Genomic DNA, 23,247 nt, shown 5'->3' with positions numbered 1-23,247 from the left:
GGACATGGCATGCAGGACCCGATTGAAATTCTGACCCAGTTGCTGGGACAAAACCTGGCCCTGCTGATTTTGGCCCTGGTCATCTTCCTGACCATCGGTCGCGCCGTGCGCATCGTGCCACAATCCGAAAAATTCGTTGTCGAACGTTTTGGCCGTCTGCGTTCGGTGTTGGGGCCGGGAATCAATTTCATCGTGCCGTTTCTGGATCGCGTCGCCCACAAGATCTCTATTCTGGAACGCCAGCTTCCCACCCACAGCCAGGATGCGATCACAGCCGACAACGTGCTGGTCGAGGTTGAGACAAGCGTCTTCTATCGCATCATCGAGCCGGAAAAGACCGTCTACAGGATTCGTGATATCGACGCAGCCATCGCCACCACCGTTGCCGGGATCGTTCGCTCGGAAATCGGCACGATGGAGCTGGATCAGGTGCAGTCCAATCGCGCCCATCTGATCGGCCGGATTCGCGATTCGCTGGCCAATGTGGTGGATGACTGGGGCATCGAGGTGACCCGCACCGAAATTCTTGACGTCAATCTGGACGAAGCGACCCGCGCCGCCATGCTGCAACAGCTGAATGCCGAAAGAGCAAGGCGCGCTCAGGTCACCGAGGCAGAAGGGGCGCGGCGGGCGGTTGAACTGGCCGCTGATGGCGAACTTTATGCCGCCGAACAACTGGCCAAGGCCAAACGTGTGCTGGCGGATGCCGACGCCTATGCCACATCGACCATCGCCGCCGCCATCGCCGCGAACGGCATGGAGGCCGCCCAATATCAGGTGGCGGTCAAGCAAATCGAGGCGCTGACACAGGTCGGCCAAGGCGAAGGGAAGCAAACGGTCCTGATGCCCGTGGCCGCGCTCGATGCGTTTTCCGATGCGTTCAAGATGTTGAAAGGGCGACCCTGATGGGATGGCTGAATGGCTGGCTGTGGATCATCGCCGCGCTGGTGCTGGCCGGTCTGGAACTGTTGGTGCCGGGCTGGGCGTTCCTGGGAATCGCGCTGGCGGTCGCAGCCATGGGTCTGTTGCTGCTGTCAGGAATATGGACAGCCGGCCTGCCGATCACATTGGTGGTGACGGCGATGATTTCGGGGCTTGTCTGGCTGGCCCTGCGCCGCGTGGCGGGGGTGCGCAAGGGACAGGTCCGAATCTGGGATCGCGACATCAACGACTGATGCCCGTGACCGCGCAATCATCGGATTTCGTGGGGGCTAAGCTGTGCCTGACCTGTGACGGCCATATCCTGACCTATCTTCGCGACGACATCCCGGACATCCCCTTTCCGGGGCATTGGGATCTGCCCGGCGGCGGGCGCGAGGGAACGGAACCGCCGATGGATTGTGCCAGACGCGAGTTGCAGGAAGAATTCGGCCTGCACCTGGCCCCCGCGCGGCTGCGCGGAAGACCATTTCCTTCGGGGCAGGAACCGACCCGCCAGTCATGGTTGTTCAGCGGCAACCTGACGCGGGCCGAAATCGCAATGATCCGGTTCGGCGAGGAAGGTCAGTTCTGGACCATGATGGCCGTCAGGACCTTCGTCACCCATCCACGCAGCATCCCACATTTCACGGATTGGATCCGCGCGACGCTTGGCTGACCGGGCGCTTCGCGGTTCAGGCTTGCTGCAACTCTCCGTTAATGGCGCGCGCAGCGGCTTGCGGGTCGTCGGCCTGCCAGATCGGGCGACCCACGACAATATGATCCGCACCGGCGCGGATGGCGCTGACCGGAGTCTCGACCCGTTTCTGATCGCCCAGCTCGGCACCGGCTGGACGCACACCCGGCGTCACGATCAGGCCCGATCCGGGCAGCGCGCGAACTGCCGCAGCCTCGCGCGGAGAACAGATGATCCCATCGGCACCGGCCTCGAAGGCGCGCGCCGCGCGTTCGACGGTGATCTCGTGCAGATCGCCCTCGCGCATCATGCAGGCATCCAGATCGGCTCGCTCAAGCGAGGTCAGGATCGTCACGCCAAGGATTTTCAGGTTGCTTCCGGCCGCGCCCTGCTTGGCGGCGCGCACGACATGGGGGTCGCCATGCACGGTCAGGAAATCGATGTCATATTGCGCCAGACCTTTCACCGCGGCCTCAACCGTGGCGCCAATGTCGAAAAGCTTCATGTCCAGGAAGATGCGCTTGCCGTGTTCCTGCTTAAGCTCGTTTGCCAGGGCCAGCCCGCCGCCGGTCAGCATGCCCAGCCCGATCTTGTAGAAACCGACCTCATCGCCCAGCTTGCGCGCCAGCTCCAGCCCGGCAAGTGCGTTCGGCACATCCATTGCCACTATCAGTCTGTCATCCATGCCAGCCTCCGAAACGATGATCCGGCGGTATATTGCACGCCAGAGGCCGCAAAAAAAGGGCGCAAATGCCGCCATTTGCACTCAGCATGGCGGTCGCGACAAATCGACCTTATCGACCTGCTCAGCCTTGAAACCACCCTGCGCTGCCCCATTTCCTATACAAAGACCCGAACGGGAACGTGCCGCATCAGGGCGTTCGCAAGACGGGGGCTATTGAAAAGGAGAACTGCCGATGAACATGGAAAAGTTCACGGAACGGTCGCGTGGCTTCCTGCAGGCCGCCCAGACCATTGCGATCCGCGAAGAACAGCAGCGGGTCGTTCCCGAACATCTTCTGAAAGCGATGATGGACGATGATCAGGGGCTGGCCGCCAATCTGATCAACCGCGCTGGCGGCGATGCCGGGCGCGTGAAACAGGCCGTCGATCAGGCCGTGGCGAAACTGCCCAAGGTGTCGGGCGGCAGCGGTCAGGTCTATGTCGATCCGTCGATGGTGCGCGTGCTGGACGAGGCCGAAAAGATCGCCAAGAAGGCCGGCGACAGTTTCGTCCCCGCCGAACGTGTGCTGATGGCGCTGGCGATGGTGAACACCAACGCCAAGGATGCGCTGGATGCGGGGGCCGTCAGCGCCCAGAACCTGAACAGCGCGATCAACGACCTGCGCAAGGGCCGCACCGCCGATTCGGCCAGTGCCGAGGACAGCTATGAGGCCCTGTCTAAATATGCCCGCGACCTGACCGAGGCCGCCGAACAGGGCAAGATCGACCCGATCATCGGCCGCGACGAGGAAATTCGCCGCGCCATGCAGGTGCTGTCGCGCCGCACCAAGAACAACCCGGTGCTGATCGGGGAACCCGGCGTCGGCAAGACCGCCATCGCCGAAGGGCTGGCCCTGCGCATCATCGACGGCGATGTGCCCGAATCCCTGCGCGACAAGAAGCTGATGGCGCTGGACATGGGTGCGCTGATCGCCGGATCGAAATATCGCGGCGAGTTCGAGGAACGGCTGAAGGCGATCCTGAAGGAAATCGAGACCGCCGCCGGCGAAATCATCCTGTTCATCGACGAATTGCACACCCTTGTCGGGGCCGGCAAGACCGATGGCGCGATGGATGCCGCCAATCTGATCAAGCCCGCGCTTGCACGGGGTGAATTGCATTGCGTCGGTGCGACCACGCTGGATGAATACCGCAAATATATCGAAAAGGACGCGGCCCTGGCCCGTCGTTTCCAGCCGGTCATGATCGAGGAACCCACCGTCGAGGACACGATCAGCATCCTGCGCGGCATCAAGGAAAAATACGAACTGCATCACGGCGTCCGCATCAGCGATGCGGCGCTGGTGGCGGCTGCGCAGCTGTCGAACCGCTATATCACCGACCGTTTCCTGCCCGACAAGGCGATCGATCTGGTCGATGAGGCCGCCTCGCGCTTGCGGATGGAGGTCGACAGCAAGCCCGAAGAGCTGGACGCCCTGGACCGCCAGATCCTGCAAATGCAGATCGAGGCCGAGGCCCTGAAAAAAGAGGACGACGCCGCCAGCAAGGACCGTCTGGAACGGCTGGAAAAGGATCTGTCCGAACTGCAGGAACGCAGCGCGGAAATGACCGCCCGCTGGCAGGCCGAACGCGACAAGCTTGAAGGATCCCGCCACCTCAAGGAACAGCTGGACCGTGCGCGGGCCGAACTGGATCAGGCCAAGCGCGAAGGCAATCTGGGCCGTGCGGGCGAGCTGTCCTATGGTATCATCCCGGGGCTGGAAAAGCAGCTGGCACAGGCCGATGACGCCGAGGCCGACGGGCTGATGGTCGAAGAGGCCGTGCGCCCCGAACAGATCGCCGAGGTGGTCGAACGCTGGACCGGCATCCCCACCAGCAAGATGCTGGAGGGCGAGCGCGAAAAGCTACTGAAAATGGAAGAGGAAATCGGCAAGCGCGTCATCGGCCAGTCCGAAGCCGTGATCGCCGTCAGCAACGCCGTGCGCCGTGCGCGTGCGGGCCTGAACGATGAAAACCGTCCGCTTGGCAGCTTCCTGTTCCTTGGCCCCACCGGCGTCGGCAAGACCGAACTGACCAAGGCCCTGGCCGAATACATGTTCGACGACGATCAGGCGATGGTCCGCATCGACATGTCCGAGTTCATGGAAAAACACTCGGTCGCCCGCCTGATCGGCGCGCCTCCGGGCTATGTCGGCTATGACGAGGGCGGCGTCCTGACCGAGGCCGTGCGCCGCCGCCCCTATCAGGTGATCCTGTTCGACGAGGTGGAAAAGGCGCATCCCGACGTGTTCAACGTGCTGTTGCAGGTGCTGGATGACGGGCAGCTGACCGATGGTCAGGGCCGGACGGTGGATTTCAAGCAGACGCTGATCATCCTGACCTCGAATCTGGGGTCGCAGGCGCTGTCGACCCTGCCGGAACAGGCCGACTCGACCGAGGCACGCCAGCAGGTGATGGAGGCGGTGCGGGCCCATTTCCGTCCCGAATTCCTGAACCGTCTGGACGAGATCATCATCTTCCGTCGCCTGACGCGCGAAAACATGGACGGCATCGTCAACATTCAGCTGTCGCGGCTGGAATACCGTCTTGCGGCGCGCAAGATCGCGCTCGAACTGGACGCCGATGCCCGCAAATGGCTGGCCGATCAGGGCTATGACCCGGTTTTCGGCGCCCGTCCGCTAAAGCGGGTGATCCAGCGCGCGCTGCAGGACCCGCTGGCCGAACTTCTGCTGTCGGGCGAGGTGCTGGACGGGCAGACGGTCCATGTCTCGGCATCAGATGACGGGCTGGTCGTGGGGGACCGGATCGGCAAGGCCGGACACCGGCTTGGCGCGGTCGGCGAAGGCCCCAAGCCCGACATGCCGCTGCACTGATCCCCGAAGCCCCGGCCCCGAAAGGCCGGGGCTTTTCATTTGCAAAGCCTCGCGCCCATTTGTCGCCGCGTCACCCATTGCCGGACATGAAACCGCACGCCATCCTTTGCCCAACCAGAGGAGAGAGACGTTCATGCTACCACCCATTCTTCAGAACCTGCGCATTCCTGTCGTCGGATCTCCGATGTTCATCGTCTCGGGGCCCGAGCTGGTGATCGCCCAGTGCAAGGCCGGAATCGTCGGCAGCTTTCCCGCGCTCAACGCACGCGAAGGCGAGGGAGAGGCGCCGCTTCTGGAGGCATGGCTGACGCGCATCACCGAAGAACTGGATCGGCACAACCAGGCCAATCCCGATCAGCCGGCCGCGCCCTTTGCCGTCAACCAGATTGTCCATCGCAGCAATGCACGGCTGCAACGAGACATCGAAATCTGCCACAAGCACAAGGTGCCGATCTGGATCACATCGCTTGGCGCGCGCCCCGAGGTCAATCAGGCCGCCCATGACTGTGGCGGCATCGCGCTGCATGACATCATCAACAACAAATTCGCCCGCAAGGCCATCGAGAAGGGCGCAGACGGGCTGATCGCGGTGGCCGCCGGCGCTGGTGGCCATGCGGGACCGCAATCGCCCTTTGCGCTGGTCCAGGAAATCCGCGACTGGTTCGATGGCCCGCTTCTGCTGTCGGGTTCGATCGCCACGGGTCGCGCGGTTCTGGCCGCGCAGGCAATGGGGGCCGATCTGGCCTATATCGGCAGCCCCTTCATCGCGACCGAAGAAGCCAATGCCGATGGCAGCTACAAGCAGATGATCTGCGACAGCGGGGCAATGGATATTGTCACATCCTCGCTGTTCACCGGCGTGTCGGGCAACTATCTGGCGCCATCGATTCGCAATGCCGGGCTGGACCCCGAAAATCTGGACAAGGCCGATGTCTCGTCGATGAACTTCTCGAGCAGCAGCAGCAAGCCAAAGGCCTGGAGCCAGATCTTTGGCGCGGGACAGGGTATCGGCGCCATTCGCGACGTGCTTCCGGCCGCGCAACTGGTCGACCGCCTTGACCGTGAATACCACCAGGCCCGCACCACCTTGCTGGGCTGACCTTTTCACGACGCGACCTGCACCCCATATAGGTGGGCGACAGAAACCGACCTGTAGGGGGTGGCATGAACTATCGCAAATCAAAGGCCGCCGTTGACGCGCTGACCCCGGAACAATACCGCGTCACGCAGCAAAATGGCACCGAGCGCGCGTTCACCGGCGAATATGATCACCATTTCGAGCCCGGTATCTATGTAGATATCGTGTCGGGTGAACCGCTGTTCGCATCTTCGGCGAAATATAATTCGGGATGTGGCTGGCCGGCCTTCACCAGACCCATCGACGAGACGGTAACCGAACATCACGACGCCACGCATGGCATGATCCGCACCGAAGTGCGTTCGAAATTTGGCGACAGCCATCTTGGCCATGTCTTTCCCGATGGACCGGCCGATTCAGGCGGGCTGCGCTATTGCATCAACTCGGCCTCGTTGCGTTTCGTCCCAAGGCACGAGATGGAGGCCCAAGGATACAGCGCCTATCTGGATCACATCGAGGAACGTGAAAATGACTGAACGCGCAGTACTTGCCGGGGGGTGTTTCTGGGGCATGCAGGATCTGATCCGCAGACTTCCCGGAGTGATCGCGACCCGCGTGGGATATAGCGGCGGCGATATCGCCAATGCCACCTATCGCAATCACGGCACCCATGCCGAAGCGATCGAGATCCGTTTCGATCCGGAACTGATCAGCTATCGCAAGCTGCTGGAATTCTTTTTCCAGATCCACGACCCGACCACGACCGACCGGCAAGGCAATGATATCGGCAAGAGCTATCGCTCGGCCATCTATTACGAGAACGACGAACAGCTGCAGCTTGCCAAGGAAACCATCCGCGATGTCGAGGCGTCGGGCCTGTGGCCGGGCAAGGTCGTGACCGAGATCGTCCCTGTCGGGGATTTCTGGGAAGCCGAACCCGAACATCAGGACTATCTGGAGCGTTTTCCCAATGGATATACCTGCCATTTTCCAAGACCCGATTGGGTGCTTCCCAAGCAGAGCGTGAAAAACTGACCACGGTCAGATCTCGCCGCCCCTGTTTCGGCCGGCCCTGTTTCGGCCACCCCTGTTTCGACTGGCGCACCCGAAGAAAGGCTCCGCAAGATGAACTTGCGGAGCCTTTTGCGTCCCGCGATGGCGCCGCCGCCAGACCAGCCTTTGCGCTGCAGGACCAGCATCAAGGCGGCGCCGCAGACCAGCGGCACCAAAAGCAGGCAGGGCCGCTGATGGTGCCATCAGCTGTGAGGCTTCTTCACGTTGAATACGGCACAATAGAGCGCTGGCACGAAGACAAGGGTGATCAGCGTTCCCGCGATGATCCCCCCCATCATCGCGAAGGCCATCGGCCCCCAGAAAACCTGCCGCGAGATCGGTATGAGCGCCAGAGAGGCGGCGGCGGCCGTCAACAGGATCGGGCGTGCGCGACTGTCAGAAGCCTCGAAAACCGCGTCCCATTTGCTGCGGCCCTTTTCCAGCAGGACCTGAATTTCATGCACGAGAATGATCGAATTCCGGATCAGGATCCCGATCAGCGCCAGAATCCCGAGGATGGCGACAAACCCCATCGGAACACCGAACGGGACCAGCACCGCGACCACACCTATCAGCCCGAGCGGCGCGGCGGCAAACACGATCAGAGACAGGCGAAAGCTTTGCATCTGCGCCATCACCAACAGCGCCATGATCAGCAACATGACCGGCACCACGGCAGCGATCGGCGCCTGACTGTCAGCCGAACTTTCAACCGTGCCACCCACGTCGATCGTGACCGAAGACGGCAGGGTATTGCCGTATTCGGCAACCCGCTCCTTGAGCGCGGCAACCAGGGTCGCGGGCTGGTCATTGCCGGCAATCGCCGCCTTGACCGTGACGGTCGGCAGTCCGTCACGTTGCAGGATCAGGGGTTGTTCGGTGCCGTAATGCAGCCCGACCAGCGCCGTCAGGGGAATGCTTGGTCCCTGCCCCGTCGGCAGTTGCAGATTCCGGATCGAATCCAGTGATTCCCTGTCCGTATCTGCCCCGCGCGCGATCACATTGATCAGATATATATCGTCGCGCAGCTGGGTAACCACCTTGCCGGAAAACAGCACTGACAATGAATCGGCGATATCTTCGCCCGACACACCCAATTGCCGGGCCTGATCCTGATCGACCTCAAGGCGGACGACGCGCGCCGGCTCATTCCAGTCCAGAGAAATATCGCTGAGCCGGGGTTCCGTGGCCAGCACGGCGGCCAATCCGTTTGCAGCATCACGTGCTTCGTCTGTATCGGCGGCGCTGACGCGATATTGCACGGGCTTTCCGACCGGCGGGCCGATTTCCAGGTTTTTCACATAGAGGTCGACGCCCGAAAACTCTGTATCGGCAAGCGCGTTGATTCTGGCCTTGACCCGATCGCGCGCCTCGAGGTCCGGGGTCTGGATGACGATTTGCCCCATATGCGGCCCGGGTGTCGGCACGTCCATCGACAATACGAAACGGGGCGCACCGCGACCCACATAGGAGGACCAGAACAGGACATCCTCGTCCTCGGCCAGGACTGCCTCAAGGCGATCCATATCTGCCGTGGTCTTGGCGATCGACGCATTCTGCCGTTCGGTCACATCCACGATGACTTCGGTTCGGTCCGAGGTCGGGAAAAATTGCTGCTCGACAAATCGCATGCCGAACACGGCAAGGGCAAAGATCAGCAGCGTTACTGCGATGGTGAGCCATTTCAACCGCATGGCGCCCAGCAGCAGGCCATGGAAACGCCGCCGTAGCCAGCCCGCCTTTTGATCGTGATGCGCCATCTTGCTGGACAAGAAAGTTACCCCCAGCAATGGCGCGAACAACACCGCGACAATCCACGAAATGACCAGCGAAACCGCAATCACGACGAACAGCGAAAAGGTAAACTCGCCCGCCGCCGAGCTGTTCAATCCGATGGGAATGAACCCTGCAACCGTCACCAATGTGCCCGTCAACATCGGAAAGGCAATCGACGTCCAGGCATAGCTGGCCGAATTTTCCAGCGTATCGCCGACCTCAAGACGCGAGATCATCGTCTCGATCGCGATCATGGCATCATCGACCAACAGCCCCAGAGCAATGATCAGCGCCCCAAGCGAGATACGCTGCAAGGTGATGCCATACAGGTCCAGAATGACGAAGGTGATCGCCAGAACCAGCGGAATCGTCAGCGTCACGACAAACCCCGCACGCATGCCAAGACTGACAAAGCTGACGATCAGCACAATGATCACCGCCTCGGCCAGTGCCTTGACGAAATGGCCGACAGCGTGATCGACGACATGGGGCTGATCGGCGATTTTGGCCATTTCGATGCCGATGGGCAGATCGGCGGCCACATCGCTCATCAATGCATCCAGTTCGGCCCCGAACTCCAGGATATTCTCGCCCTCGCGCATGCCGATCTGCAAACCGATGGCTGGCCGACCATCATAGCGAAACAACGAATCCGGCGGATCCTTGTATCCTCGCCGCACCGAAGCGACATCGGTCAGGTTGAAGAACCGTTCGCCGACACGCAGATTGACCGCCTCAAGCGCCGAGGTATCGCTGAACTGTCCGCCGACCCGGATCAGGACCCGTTCTGGCCCCGACTGGATAACCCCCGATGGCGAGATCGCGTTCTGGGTTGCCAAAGTCGCCATGACCTGCTGTTGGGAAAGCCCCAGCGCCGCAAGCCGCGCGGAAGAAAATTCGAGATGAATTTCCTCTTCCTGCTCTCCCAACAGGACGGTTTTGCCCGCCGCATCCAGCGCCGCGACGCGCTTGCGGATGCTGTCCACCCGGTCACGCAATTCACGTGGGGAATACCCGTCCGCCGTGAAGGCATAGATATTTCCGAACACGTCGCCGAAATCATCGTCGAACTGGAACCCGGCGAATTCCTGCGGAAAATCGGGCCGGATATCCGACATCATCTGGCGGACGCGTTTCCAGATCTCGGGGACCTCGGCACTGCGTGTGGTGGGCAAAAGTTCGACATAGACAACCGATTGCCCCGCCGAGGTGACCGAACGCGTAAAGTCCAGCTCGTCCAGTTCTTCCAGCTTCTTTTCGATACGGGTGGTAACCTGCTTGAGGGTTTCATCCACCGTCGCGCCGGGCAATGCGGCACCGATCACCATGACCTTGATGGTGAAATTCGGATCTTCTTCCCGCCCCAGATTACCGTAGCTGATCGCCCCCGCGATCATCGACAGGATCAACAGGAACCAGACAAAACTGCGATGTTTCAAGGCCCAGTCGGACAGGTTGAATCGCTTCACGGCTTGACCCTCCGGCCGACGGGCTGACCCTCTTGCAGGGAATTGACACCCCTGATGACAATTTCATCCCCGGCCAATACCCCAGAGGCAATCACGACCCGACCCTGCAACTGCAATCCGGTCGTGACCTCGACGGCCTCGACATGAGCCTCATCGCCGTCGCGCAACACACACCAGACAAAGCTTCCGTCCTCGCCATGAACCACTGCCTCCGACGCGACCGTCAGCACCGGCGCCGAAGCGGTCCCCAACCGGGCGCGAACCAGCGCCCCAAGCCGAAAGCTGACCTCAGGCGGCAAGGACAGATACAGGCGCCGCGTCCGCGTGGCCGTGTCTGCCATCGGATCGATCCGGTCCAGAACCGCGGGAACCTGATTGGCCGGATCCGTGCGCTGCCACACGGTAAAGGCGGCATCACGTGACAACCCGGCAAGGGCGGTTTCGGGCAGGTCAATGACCACTTCTCGTTGATCTTCGGCCGAAAGCTGCATGACCGGTGCCCCGGCCCCGACGACGGCGCCGGTCGCTTCGTAGACAGCACTGATCACGCCGGAAAACGGTGCAGTCATCGTGGCAAAGCCTTCTGCGTCCTGCGCCTGAAGCAGTTCGGAATTCGCCTGCGCCACGGCCGCCGCCGCCGCCGCCGCCGCGCGTTGGGCCTGTTCCAGCTGTGCATCCGATGCAACATTGCGTTTTCTCAGGGCTTCGGTGCGCTCCAGCGTGCTTCTCGCGGTGCTCAGCTGAACCTCGGCGGAATCCAGCGCCGCCTGCGCTGCACGGGTGTTTGCCTGCAAATCCTCGATCGCCAGCTCGGCCAGAACATCGCCCTTGGCCACCCGCGCGCCCAGATCGACATTTCGCGCAATCATGCGCCCCAGGGTCTGAAATGCCATTTCCACCTGTGTTCTCGACGCGATCACCCCGGGCACCCAACGCGACGCCTCGCCGCGATCTTCGAGGATTTCGGTGACGACCGGGCGCGGATTTCCGGCTTCGACCGTTTCGCCGGATGCCGATAGCCAGGATGGAAGCCCCAGAGCCGCAGCCGACCCCGCGATCGCAACCGCGGCCACAACGGCAACAAGAAATCTGTGCAACGTCAACGCCCCCCTTCGACATTCGCGACCCGGCGTCCCGGATACATCCGCTGGGACCCGGCCGCGACAACGGTTTGTCCCGCCTGCACACCATCCGAGACATAGACCGTTCCATCCGAGAAATGCTGAATGGTGACGGGCGTCAGATGCACCCGCATGTCGTCATCGACCAGCCAGACCGCCGGTTCTTCGCCGCTGCGCATCAAGGCCGTCCACGGAATTGCAACGCCTTCCTGGCTGGTGAAATACAACCGCCCGCGCACGGCGGCACCAAGCAGCGCGGTCGTATGCGACAGGCCCTCGATCCGGGCCTTGACCGTCACGGTTCCCGTTTGCGGATCCACCAGCGGCGCGATCTCGGTGACATGGCTGGTCATCTGGGCGCGGTTGATATCGATGGTTTTCAGGCTGACCTCCTGCCCCATCGCATCGCGCAATTCAGGTTGGTCCGGGGCAAGAAAAACCGCTTCCAATCCATCGAGCGTTGCCAGGGACAGGGCGGGCTGGGCGGCAGCAATGACCTGACCTGGCGCGATATCACGCGCGGTGACAACGGCCCCCTGTGGCGCCACAAGAACCGTATCCTCCAGTGCCCGGCGCGCCTGATCGACTGCGCTTTCAGCGCGTTGCACCGCACCCGTAGCTTCGGACAGGGCCTGCGCCGCACTGTCGCGCGCCGCACGCGTCCCCACGCCTCGCTTCAGCATCGCGATGGCCCGGTCATAGGCCTGCTGTGTCTGTGATTGTGATGCCAGCGCCGATTCGAGGCTTGCCTGCGATACGTTCAGGGCCTGATCCTGCTGCACGGAATCCAGCCGCGCCAGAACCTGCCCCGCATCCACGCGATCGCCTTCTTCGACCAGAACATCGGTCACCCGCCCGCCTTGACGAAAGCTCAGCTCGATCGTGTCCAGGGCTTCGATCGTTCCCGACAGTTCCAGTTGCAGCCGCAGCGGTTTCTGCATCGCGGTCGCAAGTTCGACGGCAATTTCATCATCGGCCGCCAGTGAAGGCCCCGACAACATCAGCGCCACCCCGACCGCAAGCACACGACAAGCAAACATGGAACCCTCCAAAGCCTATCTTTTGCGTCAGATTTAGCAGCTTTGGAAGCCCCGTGACCCTACGTCACATCGGCGCGTTGTCGATAATCGTCACGATCCCACGATTGATTCGCCAATATCCGCGCCAGTCCATCCGCAGCACGCTCGACATCGCCGAGGTCATTGTAAAGCGGGGCAAAGCCAAAGCGCAAAACATCGGGCGCGCGAAAATCACCGATGATTCCCTCGGCGATCAATGCCTGCATCACGGCATAGGCCTGAGGATGGCGAAACCCGACCTGAGATCCGCGCTGCAGGGGATCGCGCGGCGAATGCAGCACCAAATCCGGGCAGCGCGCTTCGACCCGGGCGATGAACGCCTCGGTCAGTTCGATTGATCGTGCACGCAGGTCGTCAATCGACACACCTTCCCAAACGTCAAGCGCTGCATCCAATGCGGTCATTGCAATGACAGGCGGCGTACCAACGCGCATACGCTCGATCCCTGCGGCGGGTTGATAATCAAGATCGAAATCGAACGGCGCATGATGCCCCATCCAGCCCTGCAGGATCGGGCGCGCCTTGTCGGCATGTTGTGGATGCACCCAGATGAAAGCGGGAGCCCCCGGCCCGCCATTCAGGTATTTATAGGTGCAGCCGACCGCGAAATCGGCATCGCAGTCCAGCAAGGCAACGTCAACGGCCCCAGCCGAATGGGCCAGATCCCAGACGGTCAGGGCGCCAACCTCATGCGCCTTGCGGGTCAGGGCCTTCATGTCATGGCGCCGACCGGTGCGATAATCAACCTCTGTGATCATCAGAACGGCAAGGTCATCGCTGATTGCGGCTTCGACATCCTCGGGGGCGACGACACGCAACTCGGCATCCACCGCAGCCGCCAGCCCGTGGGCAACATATAGATCCGAAGGGAAATTTCCGCTGTCAGACAGGATCACGCGCCGGTCCGGGCGCATCGCACGCGCCGCACTGACGGCCTGGAACACCTTGATGGACAGGGTATCGCCCATCACGACCTGACCTGAACCGGCACCGATCAGCCGCGCGATCCGGTCGCCCACCTTGCGTGGCTGGGCATACCATCCTGCCTTGTTCCACCCGGTGATCAACATCCGGGACCATTCTTCAGACATCATCCGCGAAACCCGTTCAGCCGCGCTGGTCGGCATCGGCCCCAAGGAATTTCCATCCAGATAAGTGATCCCGGATGGCAGGTCGAACGCCTGTCTTGTCCTGTTGAAATCCGTCATGATGCCCCCCCTCGTGCTTGACCGCAGGCTAACAGCGGGTTCACCTGCCCGGAAGAGGAGCCGCACATGTTTTACACGATCACCGACTGGGATGACGCCTATGCCAATGGGCCCCATATCCCCGACGCAGCCCTGTATCCGCCCCGCTGGCAGGAACTGGCCGCAGCTTTTCGCGCGACGCATCCCCCACGACAGCTGGGTCGCAGCGACCTGTTCCTGCCACGCGGCGACGCGGCGGGCCTGGCAGTTTTCATTCACGGTGGATACTGGATGAAATTCGCGCCATCCGACTGGTCCCATTTTGCCGCCGGTCCGTTGATGACGGGTTGGGCAGTGCTGATTCCGGCCTATACTCTGGCACCGGCAGCCCGGATCGCACAGATGACCAGCGAAATCGCCAGCGCCATTTGCGCGGCGGGGCAGATGGTCGATGGGCCAATTGCCCTGACGGGGCATTCGGCGGGCGGTCATCTTGCCGCACGCATGATTTGCGATGACGGCACCTTGCCCGACACGGTTGCTGACCGCATTTCGGCCTGTGTTCCGATTTCGGCGCTTGCCGATTTGCGACCACTGATCCGCACCGCGATGAACGCGACCCTGAAACTCGACACGCCAGAAACCCTGAAGGAAAGCCCCGCACTGCTGACCCCGCGCCCCGACATTCCCGTCACGGCATGGGTCGGCGGCGCGGAACGGCCCGAGTTCATCCGTCAATCCAGATTGCTGGCTGATATATGGGCTGGTCTGGGTGCCCGAACCGATTTGGTGATCGACCCGGGTCGCCATCATTTCGACGTGATCGACGCATTGCGTGACCAGAACAGCCCCCTGACGCGCCGACTGCTTCAGCCGGCCTGACGGCACAGGGCTGTCAGATCGTGAAATCGGCAGCCTCGGCACCCGTCATCTCAAGCAAATGCGACGGCGAGATGGAAAAAATGTGGCGCGGCGTTCCTGCCGCGGCCCAGACCCGATCGAATTCAGACAGGCGCGGATCGAAATAGGTCCTTACGGGGTTCAGATGACCCACAGGTGACACCCCGCCAATTGCGAAACCGGTTTCGGCCCGGATCAACGCCGCATCCGCCTTGCCCAGAGGTTGGCCTGCAACCGTGGTTGCCTTATCTGCATCGACACGGTTTCCTCCGGCTGTCAGGAACAGAAAGACCTCGCCACTGTCGATGCCGCGAAAGATGATCGACTTGGCAATCTGGTCAACCTCGCATCCCGCCGCATCGGCCGCCTGGGCGGCGGTGCGCGTCGAGCCGGGCATTTCGAGGATATCGATTGCTTCACCAGCACTTTCCAGCGCCGCCCTGACGCGTTTCAAACTTTTGCTCATATGCGCCCCCTGTTTCGGGGCGACAATATCCAGCGAAGCAGCGGGCGAAAAGGCGGTTCCGCTACGCCAACCCGTTGCCTGCCGCCTTTGTCGGGCTTGCGCCAGCAGGTCGGCAGGGTTAGGCAAAACAGGTTAACGAATGCAAAAGGCACGTCATGGACGTCTATACCCTGTTGGTCGAAGTCGGTCGCAAAACCGGAGACGGGCTGCCCAGGAAAGCCACGGGCGCGGCGTTGATGTGCTTTGCAACCGGCAAGGATGAATCCGAAGCCGTGCGCGAAACCGTCGCGATTCTCAAACAGGCGGATATGGCGCCCCTGGATGTCACCGCCTATGGCACGCTGGAAGACAGGCTGGCCGAGGGCCATCAGATCGATGACGATGAACGCGCGCTGATGCAACGGGCGGCAGATGAGAATGCCGTGATCATCGCGCAGTTCCAGCCATTCTTCGATGGCATGGACAAACCATCCGGCGGGCAGGCCTAGGCCCGAAAACGCGGGCAAAATCCCGCCCTGGAAGAGGTTCACTGACCCTACCCAAGCCGATTCACGACTGCTACAGTTCAATCACAAGAACAACACCAGCAGTCACGAACAGGCGAACGACATGAGTTTTTCAAGATTTTTCCTGACCACGACCCTTGTCGGGGCGCTTGCCGCTTGTGCGGGGCCAAGCAATCGCGCCCCTGGCAGCTTTGGCGGCGCGGCACCGGTAACGCCTTCGCCGATCCCGGCTGCGGCACCGGGCGACGAAGCCGGCCTGCAACAATTCGTCCAGTCCTTCCGCTCTCGCGCGCTGTCATCCGGCATTTCGGCGAACACTTATGACCGGGCGATGCGCATTGCGCGCTACAACCCCGATGTCATTCGCCTTGATCGCAAGCAGGCCGAATTCTCGCGGCCAGTCTGGTTGTATCTGGACAGCGCGGTTTCGGACGCACGTATCCAGACCGGACGCGAAAAGCAGGGCCAATTGTCCAGCACGCTGTCGGCCATTGAATCGCGCTATGGCGTCCCTCGCGAGATCGTTCTTGCGGTTTGGGGCATGGAATCGAATTTTGGCGCCAATCGCGGCAAGATGCAGATCATCCCATCGTTGACGACGCTGGCCTATGACGGTCGCCGGGGCGAGATGTTCCAGAACCAGCTGATCGCAGCGCTGAAGATCATTCAGGCGGGCGACACCGATGCCGAGCACATGCTGGGCAGCTGGGCCGGCGCGATGGGCCACACCCAGTTCATGCCGACCTCTTATCTGGAATATGCGGTTGATTTCACGGGTGATGGCCGTCGTGACATCTGGTCCGAGGATCCAACCGATGCCCTGGCCTCGACTGCGGCCTATCTGGCGCGCAATGGCTGGAAACGTGGTCAACCCTGGGGCACCGAGGTGCGCCTGCCGGAAAACTTCAACATGGGTCAGATCGGCAAAGGCACCCGCAAATCGAATGCGACCTGGGCCGCTCAGGGTGTCACGCGGTTTGGCGGTGGCGCGTTGCCATCGGGCGGTGGCTCGATCATCATGCCGGCCGGCGCACGCGGCCCCGCCTTCCTGATCATGGATAACTTCCGGTCGCTGCTGCGTTACAACAATTCCGACAACTATGCGCTTGGCGTGTCCTTCCTGGGCGAACGTATCGCCGGGCGGTCGGGCATTCAGGGGGCATGGCCGCGCAACGACCGCCCGCTTTCAACCTCGGAGCGCAAGGAAATCCAGCAAAGGCTGCGCGCCAAGGGGTTCTATGACGGCGAGATCGACGGGCTGTTCGGTTCCGGTACCATGACCGCAGTGGCGGCCTATCAGCGTTCGATCGGGGTGACGCCGGATGGCTATCCCACTTCGATCCTGCTGGGGCAATTGCGCAAGTAAGGTTGCCTGATGCTTCCCCCGGAACCGGTTTTCGGGGGAAGCGCCTGACAGAAAAAACAACTTTTCAACGGGTTAATCTTTCCTTAAGCGCTTTGATCCATCAATTCGTTGAAAGATTGTTTAATTCATCAATGGGAGTTCGCCATGTTCCACAAAATCGCAATGGCCGCGATGGCCACCGCATTCATTGCCGCTTGTTCCCCCAAAAGCTTTGAATCCGCGCCGGTGACGGTGGAAACGGCACAAGGCCCCGTCATATGCCAGCTTTACACCAAGAGCCTTGGCGACTGGGACCGTTCCGTATCGCGCCCCGAGGGCATGAGCCTCGAAACCGCCGATCAGGTCTGCGTTGCCGAAGGTCAACGCGAGATGAAAAGCTGATCCTTGGCCAAAATACGGTGCGGCGCCTGAGGGCGCTGCACCCTGCTCAGCGAGCCAGATATTCGCTGAACGATCCCAGAACCTGCTCGTAGACCGCGCGCTTGAACGGCACGATACTTTCCAGCAATTCCGGTGCCGGCATCCAGCACCACCGATCAAATTCGGGATGGGCTGTCTCGATACAGATGTCACTGTTTTGCCCGAGAAAGCGCATCAGCACCCATTTCTGGCGCTGCCCGCCGAACTTCCCCTTCCACGCCTTGCCCAGCAATTCCGGTGGCAAATCGTAATAAACCCAGTTCGGGTCTTCGGCGATGATCTGAACATTGTCCGCGGCGACGCCGGTTTCCTCGGTCAATTCTCGCAACGCGGCTTGCGTCGGGCTTTCACCGGGATCGATGCCCCCCTGGGGCATTTGCCAGGCACCGGGCCAATTCAGGCGCTGGCCCGCAAAGACCAACCCCTGAGCATTGATCAGGACGACACCGGCACAGGGCCGATAAGGCAACCCGCCAGGCCCCAGACGTTCAGCGCCCGAAGCCTCATCCGTGCCGGATCGTTCAGCCATTGTCATTGGATGCCCCTGAATTTCCCGCCCCTTCACCGGTTACGGCCGGGGTTTCCGCCGTGGGCACATCACCTGCCTGAAAATCAACGGCTGCCAGTCCTTTCAGAATATCGACGGCATAGGCCAGCTGGTAATCATCTTCACGCAGCTTTGCGGTCGCCTCGACCTCGGCGGCCTCTTGTTCCATCTGCTTCTTTTCCTCGTCGCTGACGGAATCGTTGTTCAACGCACCGCGCAAATCGGCCTCGCTGCGCCCGAAATTCGACTGGCTGCGCGGTTCATCTTCTTCTTCATCGACGGGTCGGCGCGGTTGGGCGACCAGAATGTCGGGCTGGATGCCGAGCGACTGGATCGAGCGTCCCGACGGCGTGTAATAGCGTGCGGTAGTCAACCGGATCGCGCTGTCCGATGTGACGGGCATGACCGTCTGAACCGACCCCTTGCCAAAGGATTTTTCACCCACGACGATCGCGCGGCGGTGATCCTGCAATGCGCCCGTCACGATTTCCGAGGCGCTGGCCGAACCACCATTGATCAGCACGACCATCGGCTTGCCTTGCGCCAGATCGCCGGGTTCGGCATTCCAGCGTTCGCTTTCCTCGGGAACGCGGCCGCGCGTGCTGACGATTTCACCGGCGTCAAGGAAGGCATCGGACACGCTGATCGCCTGATTCAGCAAACCGCCCGGATTGTTGCGCAGATCCAGAACAAAGCCGGTCACCTTGTCGATACCGCCGCTTTCCTCGACAGCCTTGGCCAGTTCGGACTTCAATGTGTCATAGGTCTCGTCATTGAAGGTCGACACGCGCAGGACAACGGAATGACCTTCGAGGCGGGTCTTGACCACGGTCAGCTTGATGGTGTCGCGCGTCATGGTCAGATCAAAGGGCTCGCTTTCGCCTTCGCGCAGCAATGTTACGGTGATTTCCGATCCGACCGGGCCGCGCATCATGTCCACGGCTTCGTCCAGGGTCAGGCCCAGCAGGGATTCGCCATTCACATGCGTGATGAAATCACCCGATTTGACGCCGGCTTCCGCCGCAGGGGTATCATCGATCGGCGACACCACCTTGACCAGACCGTCTTCCTGGCTGACCTCGATGCCCAGACCGCCAAAGCTGCCGCGTGTCTGGGTTTGCATTTCTTCGTAATCATCCGCAGACAGGAACGAGCTGTGCGGATCCAGCGACGTCAGCATCCCGTTGATCGCCGCCTCGATCAATTGCTTGTCGTCAGGCGCCTCGACATAATCGGCGCGCACGCGTTCGAACACGTTTCCAAACAGTTCAAGCTGTTCATAGACCGAAACGTTGTTGCCTGCTTCTTGTGCGACCAGCGGCCCGGCAATCTGGGTCGTGACAACGGCTCCGGCAAGAATGCCCCCAAAGCCTGCGATCAGATAATGTTTCATGGCGGCCTTTCCTGCCTCAGTTCTCTTGCGGCTCGACTATCGGATTCAGCACGAACCAGTCCGCCGGGTCCAGCGTTTCATCGCCTTGCCGCAATTCCAGATACAGGCTTTCGGTTCGCCCTGCATCCAGACCGCGTGCGGCATCCGCAACGAATTGCGCCCCGAACTCTTGTGCCGGCGCTTCTGATCCCCCCATAAGACCGATCGGATCGCCTGCTTTCAATACATCGCCTACTTCACCGAACACCTGTGACAAACCCGCAAATATCAAAAGATAGCCCTGCGCGGGCTCGACAATCATCACATTGCCGTAATCCAGCAAGTTTCCGCGATAACGTATTGTCGCCGGCCAGGGTGCAGTCACCAAGGCAGCCGGCGCGGTTGCGATGATCCAACCGGGACGCTCGACGCCAGCCGCATCGGGCTGTCGATAGGGTCGCAGCACGGTTCCGATGACGGGCAGAGGCAGGCTGCCCTGCGCCCCGGCAAAGTCATCCATCGGCGGACCGACATCGCTTTCCATGCTTTCGATACCACTGGCGAAATCATCCAGGCTCTGGGCGGCGTCGCGCAGCTTCTGCAATTCCTGCGGCGCTTCGGAAAAGCGCACAGGAACGGTCGAACGATCGGTGACAGCACTGGCCAGAAGCCGGCGGGCCTCTTGCACCGACGCCAAACCCGACCCCAGCATCTCGGCGGCGGCGGATTGCAGGGCGCGAACGGTGGATATTTCTTCGAGATCCGCCTGCAACCGTTCGGCCTCGGTCTGCAATCCGGGCGTCACATCAGACAGGATCATGCCGGAACGGGCATTGGCCAAGGCCCCTGCCGGATGCAACAGCAAGGTCGTTTCCGGCGATTTCTGCAACGCGGTCATGGCCCCCAGAACACCGGAAAGGCGGGCGCGCTCGGCCTCGAAACGCGTGTGCAGCTCTGCTTCGCGCGCGCTGGCCTGTCGCAAGCCCTCGCGCAGCGCCGACAGGCCCTGTTCATAGCCACGAATGACATCGGTCAGGGCCGTCACCTGATCATCGGCAGACACCGCCTCGGCCAGCTTGCCCACCGAATCCCGCAATTGCGCGGCTGCAGCCTCGGCTTCGCGCACGGCGTCATTCGCAGGTGTCGAGGATTGGGCCGGTGCCGCGGTCGCGATCCCGCAGCACAATATCGCCAGAAGAAAGCGTCGGATCATGCGGGCACGATCAGGCTTTCGCCGGTCATCTCGGACGGCTTGTCCAGATCCATAAGCTCCAGCACGGTCGGCGCCAGATCGGCCAGACGACCAGCCCGAACCCCGGCGCCGACCGGACCGTTGTAAACGATCACCGGAACCGGATTGATCGTATGGGCCGTGTGGGGGCCCCCGCTTTCGGGATCAATCAGGGTTTCGCAATTGCCGTGATCGGCACAGATCACCGCAGCGCCGCCAGCCTTGTCCAAGGCCGCCAACATGCGCCCGACCTGGACATCCACCGCAGCGCAGGCGCGTTTGGCGGCTTCCAGACTGCCGGTATGGCCAACCATGTCGGGATTGGCGAAGTTCACGACAATCAGATCATAACCTTCGCCGATGGCCTGCACCAGACGATCGCCCACCTCGGATGCCGCCATTTCCGGTGCCAGATCATAGGTCGCGACCTTGGGGCTAGATGGCATATGGCGATCCTCGCCGATCTCCGGGGCCTCTTTTCCGCCATTCAGAAAAAAGGTCACATGCGGGTATTTCTCGGTTTCAGCCAGGCGAAACTGCCGCAACCCTTTCGCGGCAACCCAGGCACCCAGCGTGTTTTCCACCTGCCGCTTGGGATAGGCCGTGCCCATGAAATCATTGTGGCGCACACTGTAATCCACCATGCCCAGCATCTCTGCCCAATCGGGTCGATCATCGACAGAAAACTCAGCGAATTCGGGATCCGCAAGCGCGAACAGGATTTCGCGCGCTCGGTCAGCACGAAAATTCAGGCAAAAGAACCCGTCGCCATCCATTGCGCCATTGTAACCGTCGATCACGAAGGGCTGGATGAATTCGTCGGTCTCATTGCGCGCATAAGCTTGGGAAATCGCGGCCTCGGCGCTGTCCGCGGCCTCGCCCTGTCCGGCCACGATGGCACGATAGGCGCGTTCGACCCGCTCCCAGCGGTTGTCGCGATCCATTGCGAAATAGCGCCCGATCACGGTGCCGACACGGCAACCGTCAGGCAGTTGGTCCTGCAATTGCGCCGCGAAATCGCGGGCCGATTGCGGGGCCACGTCGCGCCCATCCATGATCGCGTGAATGACAACCGGCACGCCGGCCCCCGAAATCGCCTTGGCGGCGGCCAGCACATGGCGCAAATGGCCATGAACGCCACCATCGGAAATCACGCCCATCAGATGCGCGCTGCCGCCGGTTTCCTTCAAACTGGCCGCAAAGCCGCGAATAGCCTCGTTTTCAAAAAAGCTGCCATCTTCGATCGCCAGGTCGATCTGCCCGAGATCCATGGCCACGACCCGCCCGGCGCCGATATTGGTATGCCCGACTTCGGAATTGCCCATCTGCCCCGAAGGCAGGCCGACATCAGGACCAAAAGTCGTCAGCGTCGCGTTCGGGCAATCCTGCATCAGGCGGTCGAAATTCGGGGTTTCGGCCTGATCCGGGGCGCTCTGTTCGGGGCGATCAGAAATCCCCCAGCCGTCAAGAATGCACAGGATCACGGGTTTCGTCATGTCGGCCTCGCTATGGTTTGCGCCTTGTTACCCCCGCCAGCAGGCTGCGACAACCGCCCTCAAGGGCAGGTGAAGGCGGGTTTACATCATCAGGACACAGCTGCCGTCATGCGCGGTGATACGGAGACCCCGCCAAAATCGTCGCGCCGCGATACAGTTGTTCCGCCAGCATGACCCGCACCAGCATATGCGGCCAGACCATCCGCCCAAGGCTGATCTGCCAATCGGCACGCGCGCGCAATTCCGGTGCCAGACCATCCGCTCCGCCAATCACAAAGCAGACATCCTGCGCGCCATCGCGCCATTGCGCAATTTTCTGTGCTAATTCAGGCGAGGTCGGCTGATCGCCGCGTTCGTCCATCATGACAAGGACTGCGGATTGCGGGATGACCCGATCCAGCAACTCTGTTTCGGCGGCCATGCCACCGCCCCGCCGATCCTCGACCTCATTGATCTTGACCGGCGGCAATCCCAGCCCGCGACCGACTTTTGCAAAGCGATCCAGATAGTCCGCAACCATCACGGATTCCGGACCTTTTTTCAGCCGCCCGACAGCGGCGATTTCTATTCGCATTTTCTACTGCGTCGGCTGCGCGGAATCGCGGACACGGCTCAGCGTGTCAGCGGGCATCCACATCTTTTCCAACTGATAGAATTCGCGAACCTCGGGGCGAAAGACATGCACGATCACATCATCGGTATCGATCAGCACCCAATCGCCGGTTTCCTTGCCTTCGATGCGCGGCGCGCGACCTGTCGCTTCCTTGACACGCTCGGCCAGTTTTTCGGCGATTGCGCCGACCTGCCGGGCGCTGCGCCCAGAAGCAATCACCATGTGATCGGCCATGGACGAACGTCCCCGCAGATCGATGGTGACGACATCCTCGGCCTTGTCATCATCGAGCGAGGACAGAATACGGGCAAGTTGCTGGTCGCCCGCGGCGGTCGCGGCCGGCCCACCGGCCGACGAGACGTCTTGTGACAGGGTTGTATCCTCCGGTCAGCGCG

At 61.5% G+C, this 23,247-nt stretch carries 23 protein-coding genes; 11 read left to right on the top strand and 12 right to left on the bottom strand.

Features of this window, described 5'->3' with window-relative positions; all coding sequences use genetic code 11:
- Positions 1 to 9 precede the first annotated feature (9 nt).
- Genes PAF17_RS14905 through PAF17_RS14895 form a run of 3 tightly spaced genes read left to right on the top strand, consistent with a single transcriptional unit; the run spans position 10 to position 1,597 of the window.
- Entirely contained in the window at positions 10 to 906 is an 897-nt protein-coding gene (locus PAF17_RS14905; protein WP_271889898.1) for an SPFH domain-containing protein, read from the top strand.
- Positions 906 to 1,175, top strand: coding sequence for an NfeD family protein (locus tag PAF17_RS14900; protein ID WP_271889897.1), 270 nt, complete (start codon positions 906 to 908; stop codon positions 1,173 to 1,175). The genes PAF17_RS14905 and PAF17_RS14900 overlap by 1 nt, the downstream gene beginning before the upstream one ends.
- A gap of 5 nt (positions 1,176 to 1,180) precedes the next feature.
- Entirely contained in the window at positions 1,181 to 1,597 is a 417-nt protein-coding gene (locus tag PAF17_RS14895) for an NUDIX hydrolase (RefSeq protein WP_271889896.1), read from the top strand.
- Between the two features lie 16 nt (positions 1,598 to 1,613).
- On the opposite strand, the gene pyrF is transcribed toward PAF17_RS14895, so the two are convergent.
- Positions 1,614 to 2,300: an orotidine-5'-phosphate decarboxylase gene (pyrF, locus tag PAF17_RS14890; protein ID WP_271889895.1), complete on the bottom strand. Its 687-nt coding sequence runs from the start codon at positions 2,298 to 2,300 to the stop codon at positions 1,614 to 1,616.
- Positions 2,301 to 2,532: 232 nt separating this feature from the next.
- On the opposite strand from pyrF, the gene clpB reads away from it, so the two are divergent.
- From clpB to msrA, 4 genes are all read left to right on the top strand, one after another.
- Positions 2,533 to 5,172, top strand: a complete 2,640-nt coding sequence (gene clpB / locus PAF17_RS14885; protein WP_271889894.1) for an ATP-dependent chaperone ClpB — start codon at positions 2,533 to 2,535, stop codon at positions 5,170 to 5,172.
- Between the two features lie 133 nt (positions 5,173 to 5,305).
- A complete protein-coding gene (locus PAF17_RS14880) occupies positions 5,306 to 6,271 on the top strand; it encodes an NAD(P)H-dependent flavin oxidoreductase (protein WP_271889893.1) in 966 nt (321 codons plus the stop codon).
- A 65-nt stretch (positions 6,272 to 6,336) separates the two neighbouring features.
- Positions 6,337 to 6,786: a peptide-methionine (R)-S-oxide reductase MsrB gene (gene msrB, locus PAF17_RS14875; RefSeq protein WP_271889892.1), complete on the top strand. Its 450-nt coding sequence runs from the start codon at positions 6,337 to 6,339 to the stop codon at positions 6,784 to 6,786.
- Complete coding sequence (gene msrA, locus PAF17_RS14870; RefSeq protein WP_271889891.1) at positions 6,779 to 7,285, top strand: peptide-methionine (S)-S-oxide reductase MsrA; 507 nt, start codon at positions 6,779 to 6,781, stop codon at positions 7,283 to 7,285. Before msrB ends, msrA begins: the two co-directional genes overlap by 8 nt.
- A gap of 221 nt (positions 7,286 to 7,506) precedes the next feature.
- Here msrA and PAF17_RS14865 read toward each other — a convergent pair whose 3' ends face one another.
- The 4 genes from PAF17_RS14865 to kynU are packed head-to-tail and all read right to left on the bottom strand — an operon-like array spanning position 7,507 to position 13,956.
- Positions 7,507 to 10,548 carry an efflux RND transporter permease subunit gene (locus tag PAF17_RS14865; protein WP_271889890.1) on the bottom strand — a complete coding sequence of 1,014 codons (3,042 nt, stop codon included), beginning with the start codon at positions 10,546 to 10,548 and terminating at the stop codon, positions 7,507 to 7,509.
- The gene (locus tag PAF17_RS14860; protein ID WP_271889889.1) at positions 10,545 to 11,645 is read right to left on the bottom strand and encodes an efflux RND transporter periplasmic adaptor subunit; all 1,101 of its coding nucleotides are present in this window, start codon (positions 11,643 to 11,645) and stop codon (positions 10,545 to 10,547) included. The genes PAF17_RS14865 and PAF17_RS14860 overlap by 4 nt, the downstream gene beginning before the upstream one ends.
- A 2-nt stretch (positions 11,646 to 11,647) precedes the next feature.
- Positions 11,648 to 12,709 (bottom strand): efflux RND transporter periplasmic adaptor subunit, encoded by a 1,062-nt coding sequence (locus tag PAF17_RS14855; protein ID WP_271889888.1) that lies wholly within the window; start codon positions 12,707 to 12,709, stop codon positions 11,648 to 11,650.
- A gap of 59 nt (positions 12,710 to 12,768) precedes the next feature.
- Positions 12,769 to 13,956, bottom strand: coding sequence for a kynureninase (kynU, locus tag PAF17_RS14850; protein WP_271889887.1), 1,188 nt, complete (start codon positions 13,954 to 13,956; stop codon positions 12,769 to 12,771).
- A 66-nt stretch (positions 13,957 to 14,022) separates the two neighbouring features.
- Here kynU and PAF17_RS14845 point away from each other — a divergent pair, with 66 nt between their 5' ends.
- The gene (locus PAF17_RS14845) at positions 14,023 to 14,817 is read left to right on the top strand and encodes an alpha/beta hydrolase (protein ID WP_271889886.1); all 795 of its coding nucleotides are present in this window, start codon (positions 14,023 to 14,025) and stop codon (positions 14,815 to 14,817) included.
- A 13-nt stretch (positions 14,818 to 14,830) separates the two neighbouring features.
- Here the strand turns inward: PAF17_RS14845 and PAF17_RS14840 are convergent, their stop codons facing one another.
- Positions 14,831 to 15,301, bottom strand: a complete 471-nt coding sequence (locus tag PAF17_RS14840) for a YbaK/EbsC family protein (protein WP_271889885.1) — start codon at positions 15,299 to 15,301, stop codon at positions 14,831 to 14,833.
- 155 nt (positions 15,302 to 15,456) lie between these two features.
- Here PAF17_RS14840 and PAF17_RS14835 point away from each other — a divergent pair, with 155 nt between their 5' ends.
- The 3 genes from PAF17_RS14835 (at position 15,457) to PAF17_RS14825 (ending at position 17,554) form a co-directional block, all read left to right on the top strand.
- Complete coding sequence (locus PAF17_RS14835; RefSeq protein ID WP_271889884.1) at positions 15,457 to 15,789, top strand: hypothetical protein; 333 nt, start codon at positions 15,457 to 15,459, stop codon at positions 15,787 to 15,789.
- Positions 15,790 to 15,910: 121 nt separating this feature from the next.
- On the top strand, positions 15,911 to 17,173 hold the full coding sequence (locus PAF17_RS14830; protein WP_271889883.1) for a lytic murein transglycosylase: 1,263 nt from the start codon (positions 15,911 to 15,913) through the stop codon (positions 17,171 to 17,173).
- A 144-nt stretch (positions 17,174 to 17,317) separates the two neighbouring features.
- Entirely contained in the window at positions 17,318 to 17,554 is a 237-nt protein-coding gene (locus tag PAF17_RS14825) for a hypothetical protein (protein ID WP_271889882.1), read from the top strand.
- A 46-nt stretch (positions 17,555 to 17,600) separates the two neighbouring features.
- Here PAF17_RS14825 and PAF17_RS14820 read toward each other — a convergent pair whose 3' ends face one another.
- The 6 genes from PAF17_RS14820 to rsfS form a co-directional block, all read right to left on the bottom strand.
- Positions 17,601 to 18,122 carry an RNA pyrophosphohydrolase gene (locus tag PAF17_RS14820; RefSeq protein ID WP_271889924.1) on the bottom strand — a complete coding sequence of 174 codons (522 nt, stop codon included), beginning with the start codon at positions 18,120 to 18,122 and terminating at the stop codon, positions 17,601 to 17,603.
- Complete coding sequence (locus tag PAF17_RS14815; protein ID WP_271889881.1) at positions 18,115 to 19,533, bottom strand: S41 family peptidase; 1,419 nt, start codon at positions 19,531 to 19,533, stop codon at positions 18,115 to 18,117. The genes PAF17_RS14820 and PAF17_RS14815 overlap by 8 nt, the downstream gene beginning before the upstream one ends.
- A 16-nt stretch (positions 19,534 to 19,549) precedes the next feature.
- Complete coding sequence (locus tag PAF17_RS14810; protein ID WP_271889880.1) at positions 19,550 to 20,725, bottom strand: murein hydrolase activator EnvC family protein; 1,176 nt, start codon at positions 20,723 to 20,725, stop codon at positions 19,550 to 19,552.
- A complete protein-coding gene (gpmI, locus tag PAF17_RS14805; protein ID WP_271889879.1) occupies positions 20,722 to 22,239 on the bottom strand; it encodes a 2,3-bisphosphoglycerate-independent phosphoglycerate mutase in 1,518 nt (505 codons plus the stop codon). Before gpmI ends, PAF17_RS14810 begins: the two co-directional genes overlap by 4 nt.
- A 106-nt stretch (positions 22,240 to 22,345) precedes the next feature.
- Positions 22,346 to 22,813: a 23S rRNA (pseudouridine(1915)-N(3))-methyltransferase RlmH gene (rlmH, locus tag PAF17_RS14800; RefSeq protein ID WP_271889878.1), complete on the bottom strand. Its 468-nt coding sequence runs from the start codon at positions 22,811 to 22,813 to the stop codon at positions 22,346 to 22,348.
- Positions 22,814 to 22,816: 3 nt separating this feature from the next.
- A complete protein-coding gene (gene rsfS / locus PAF17_RS14795; protein ID WP_271889923.1) occupies positions 22,817 to 23,224 on the bottom strand; it encodes a ribosome silencing factor in 408 nt (135 codons plus the stop codon).
- Positions 23,225 to 23,247 lie beyond the last annotated feature (23 nt).

The organism is Paracoccus onchidii (assembly GCF_028294535.1).
Lineage (GTDB): Bacteria > Pseudomonadota > Alphaproteobacteria > Rhodobacterales > Rhodobacteraceae > Paracoccus > Paracoccus onchidii.
The sequence above is the reverse complement of the archived record's forward strand: the minus strand, read 5'-3'. Positions and strand labels throughout refer to the sequence as shown.

Coding starts and splice junctions, on each gene's coding strand:
- PAF17_RS14905 (WP_271889898.1), top strand. CDS start 10: ATGCAGGACCCGATTGAAATTCTGACCCAGTTGCTGGGACAAAACCTG.
- PAF17_RS14900 (WP_271889897.1), top strand. CDS start 906: ATGGGATGGCTGAATGGCTGGCTGTGGATCATCGCCGCGCTGGTGCTG.
- pyrF (WP_271889895.1), bottom strand. CDS start 2,300: ATGGATGACAGACTGATAGTGGCAATGGATGTGCCGAACGCACTTGCC.
- clpB (WP_271889894.1), top strand. CDS start 2,533: ATGAACATGGAAAAGTTCACGGAACGGTCGCGTGGCTTCCTGCAGGCC.
- PAF17_RS14880 (WP_271889893.1), top strand. CDS start 5,306: ATGCTACCACCCATTCTTCAGAACCTGCGCATTCCTGTCGTCGGATCT.
- msrB (WP_271889892.1), top strand. CDS start 6,337: ATGAACTATCGCAAATCAAAGGCCGCCGTTGACGCGCTGACCCCGGAA.
- msrA (WP_271889891.1), top strand. CDS start 6,779: ATGACTGAACGCGCAGTACTTGCCGGGGGGTGTTTCTGGGGCATGCAG.
- PAF17_RS14855 (WP_271889888.1), bottom strand. CDS start 12,709: ATGTTTGCTTGTCGTGTGCTTGCGGTCGGGGTGGCGCTGATGTTGTCG.
- kynU (WP_271889887.1), bottom strand. CDS start 13,956: ATGACGGATTTCAACAGGACAAGACAGGCGTTCGACCTGCCATCCGGG.
- PAF17_RS14845 (WP_271889886.1), top strand. CDS start 14,023: ATGTTTTACACGATCACCGACTGGGATGACGCCTATGCCAATGGGCCC.
- PAF17_RS14840 (WP_271889885.1), bottom strand. CDS start 15,301: ATGAGCAAAAGTTTGAAACGCGTCAGGGCGGCGCTGGAAAGTGCTGGT.
- PAF17_RS14835 (WP_271889884.1), top strand. CDS start 15,457: ATGGACGTCTATACCCTGTTGGTCGAAGTCGGTCGCAAAACCGGAGAC.
- PAF17_RS14830 (WP_271889883.1), top strand. CDS start 15,911: ATGAGTTTTTCAAGATTTTTCCTGACCACGACCCTTGTCGGGGCGCTT.
- PAF17_RS14825 (WP_271889882.1), top strand. CDS start 17,318: ATGTTCCACAAAATCGCAATGGCCGCGATGGCCACCGCATTCATTGCC.
- PAF17_RS14820 (WP_271889924.1), bottom strand. CDS start 18,122: ATGGCTGAACGATCCGGCACGGATGAGGCTTCGGGCGCTGAACGTCTG.
- PAF17_RS14815 (WP_271889881.1), bottom strand. CDS start 19,533: ATGAAACATTATCTGATCGCAGGCTTTGGGGGCATTCTTGCCGGAGCC.
- PAF17_RS14810 (WP_271889880.1), bottom strand. CDS start 20,725: ATGATCCGACGCTTTCTTCTGGCGATATTGTGCTGCGGGATCGCGACC.
- gpmI (WP_271889879.1), bottom strand. CDS start 22,239: ATGACGAAACCCGTGATCCTGTGCATTCTTGACGGCTGGGGGATTTCT.
- rlmH (WP_271889878.1), bottom strand. CDS start 22,813: ATGCGAATAGAAATCGCCGCTGTCGGGCGGCTGAAAAAAGGTCCGGAA.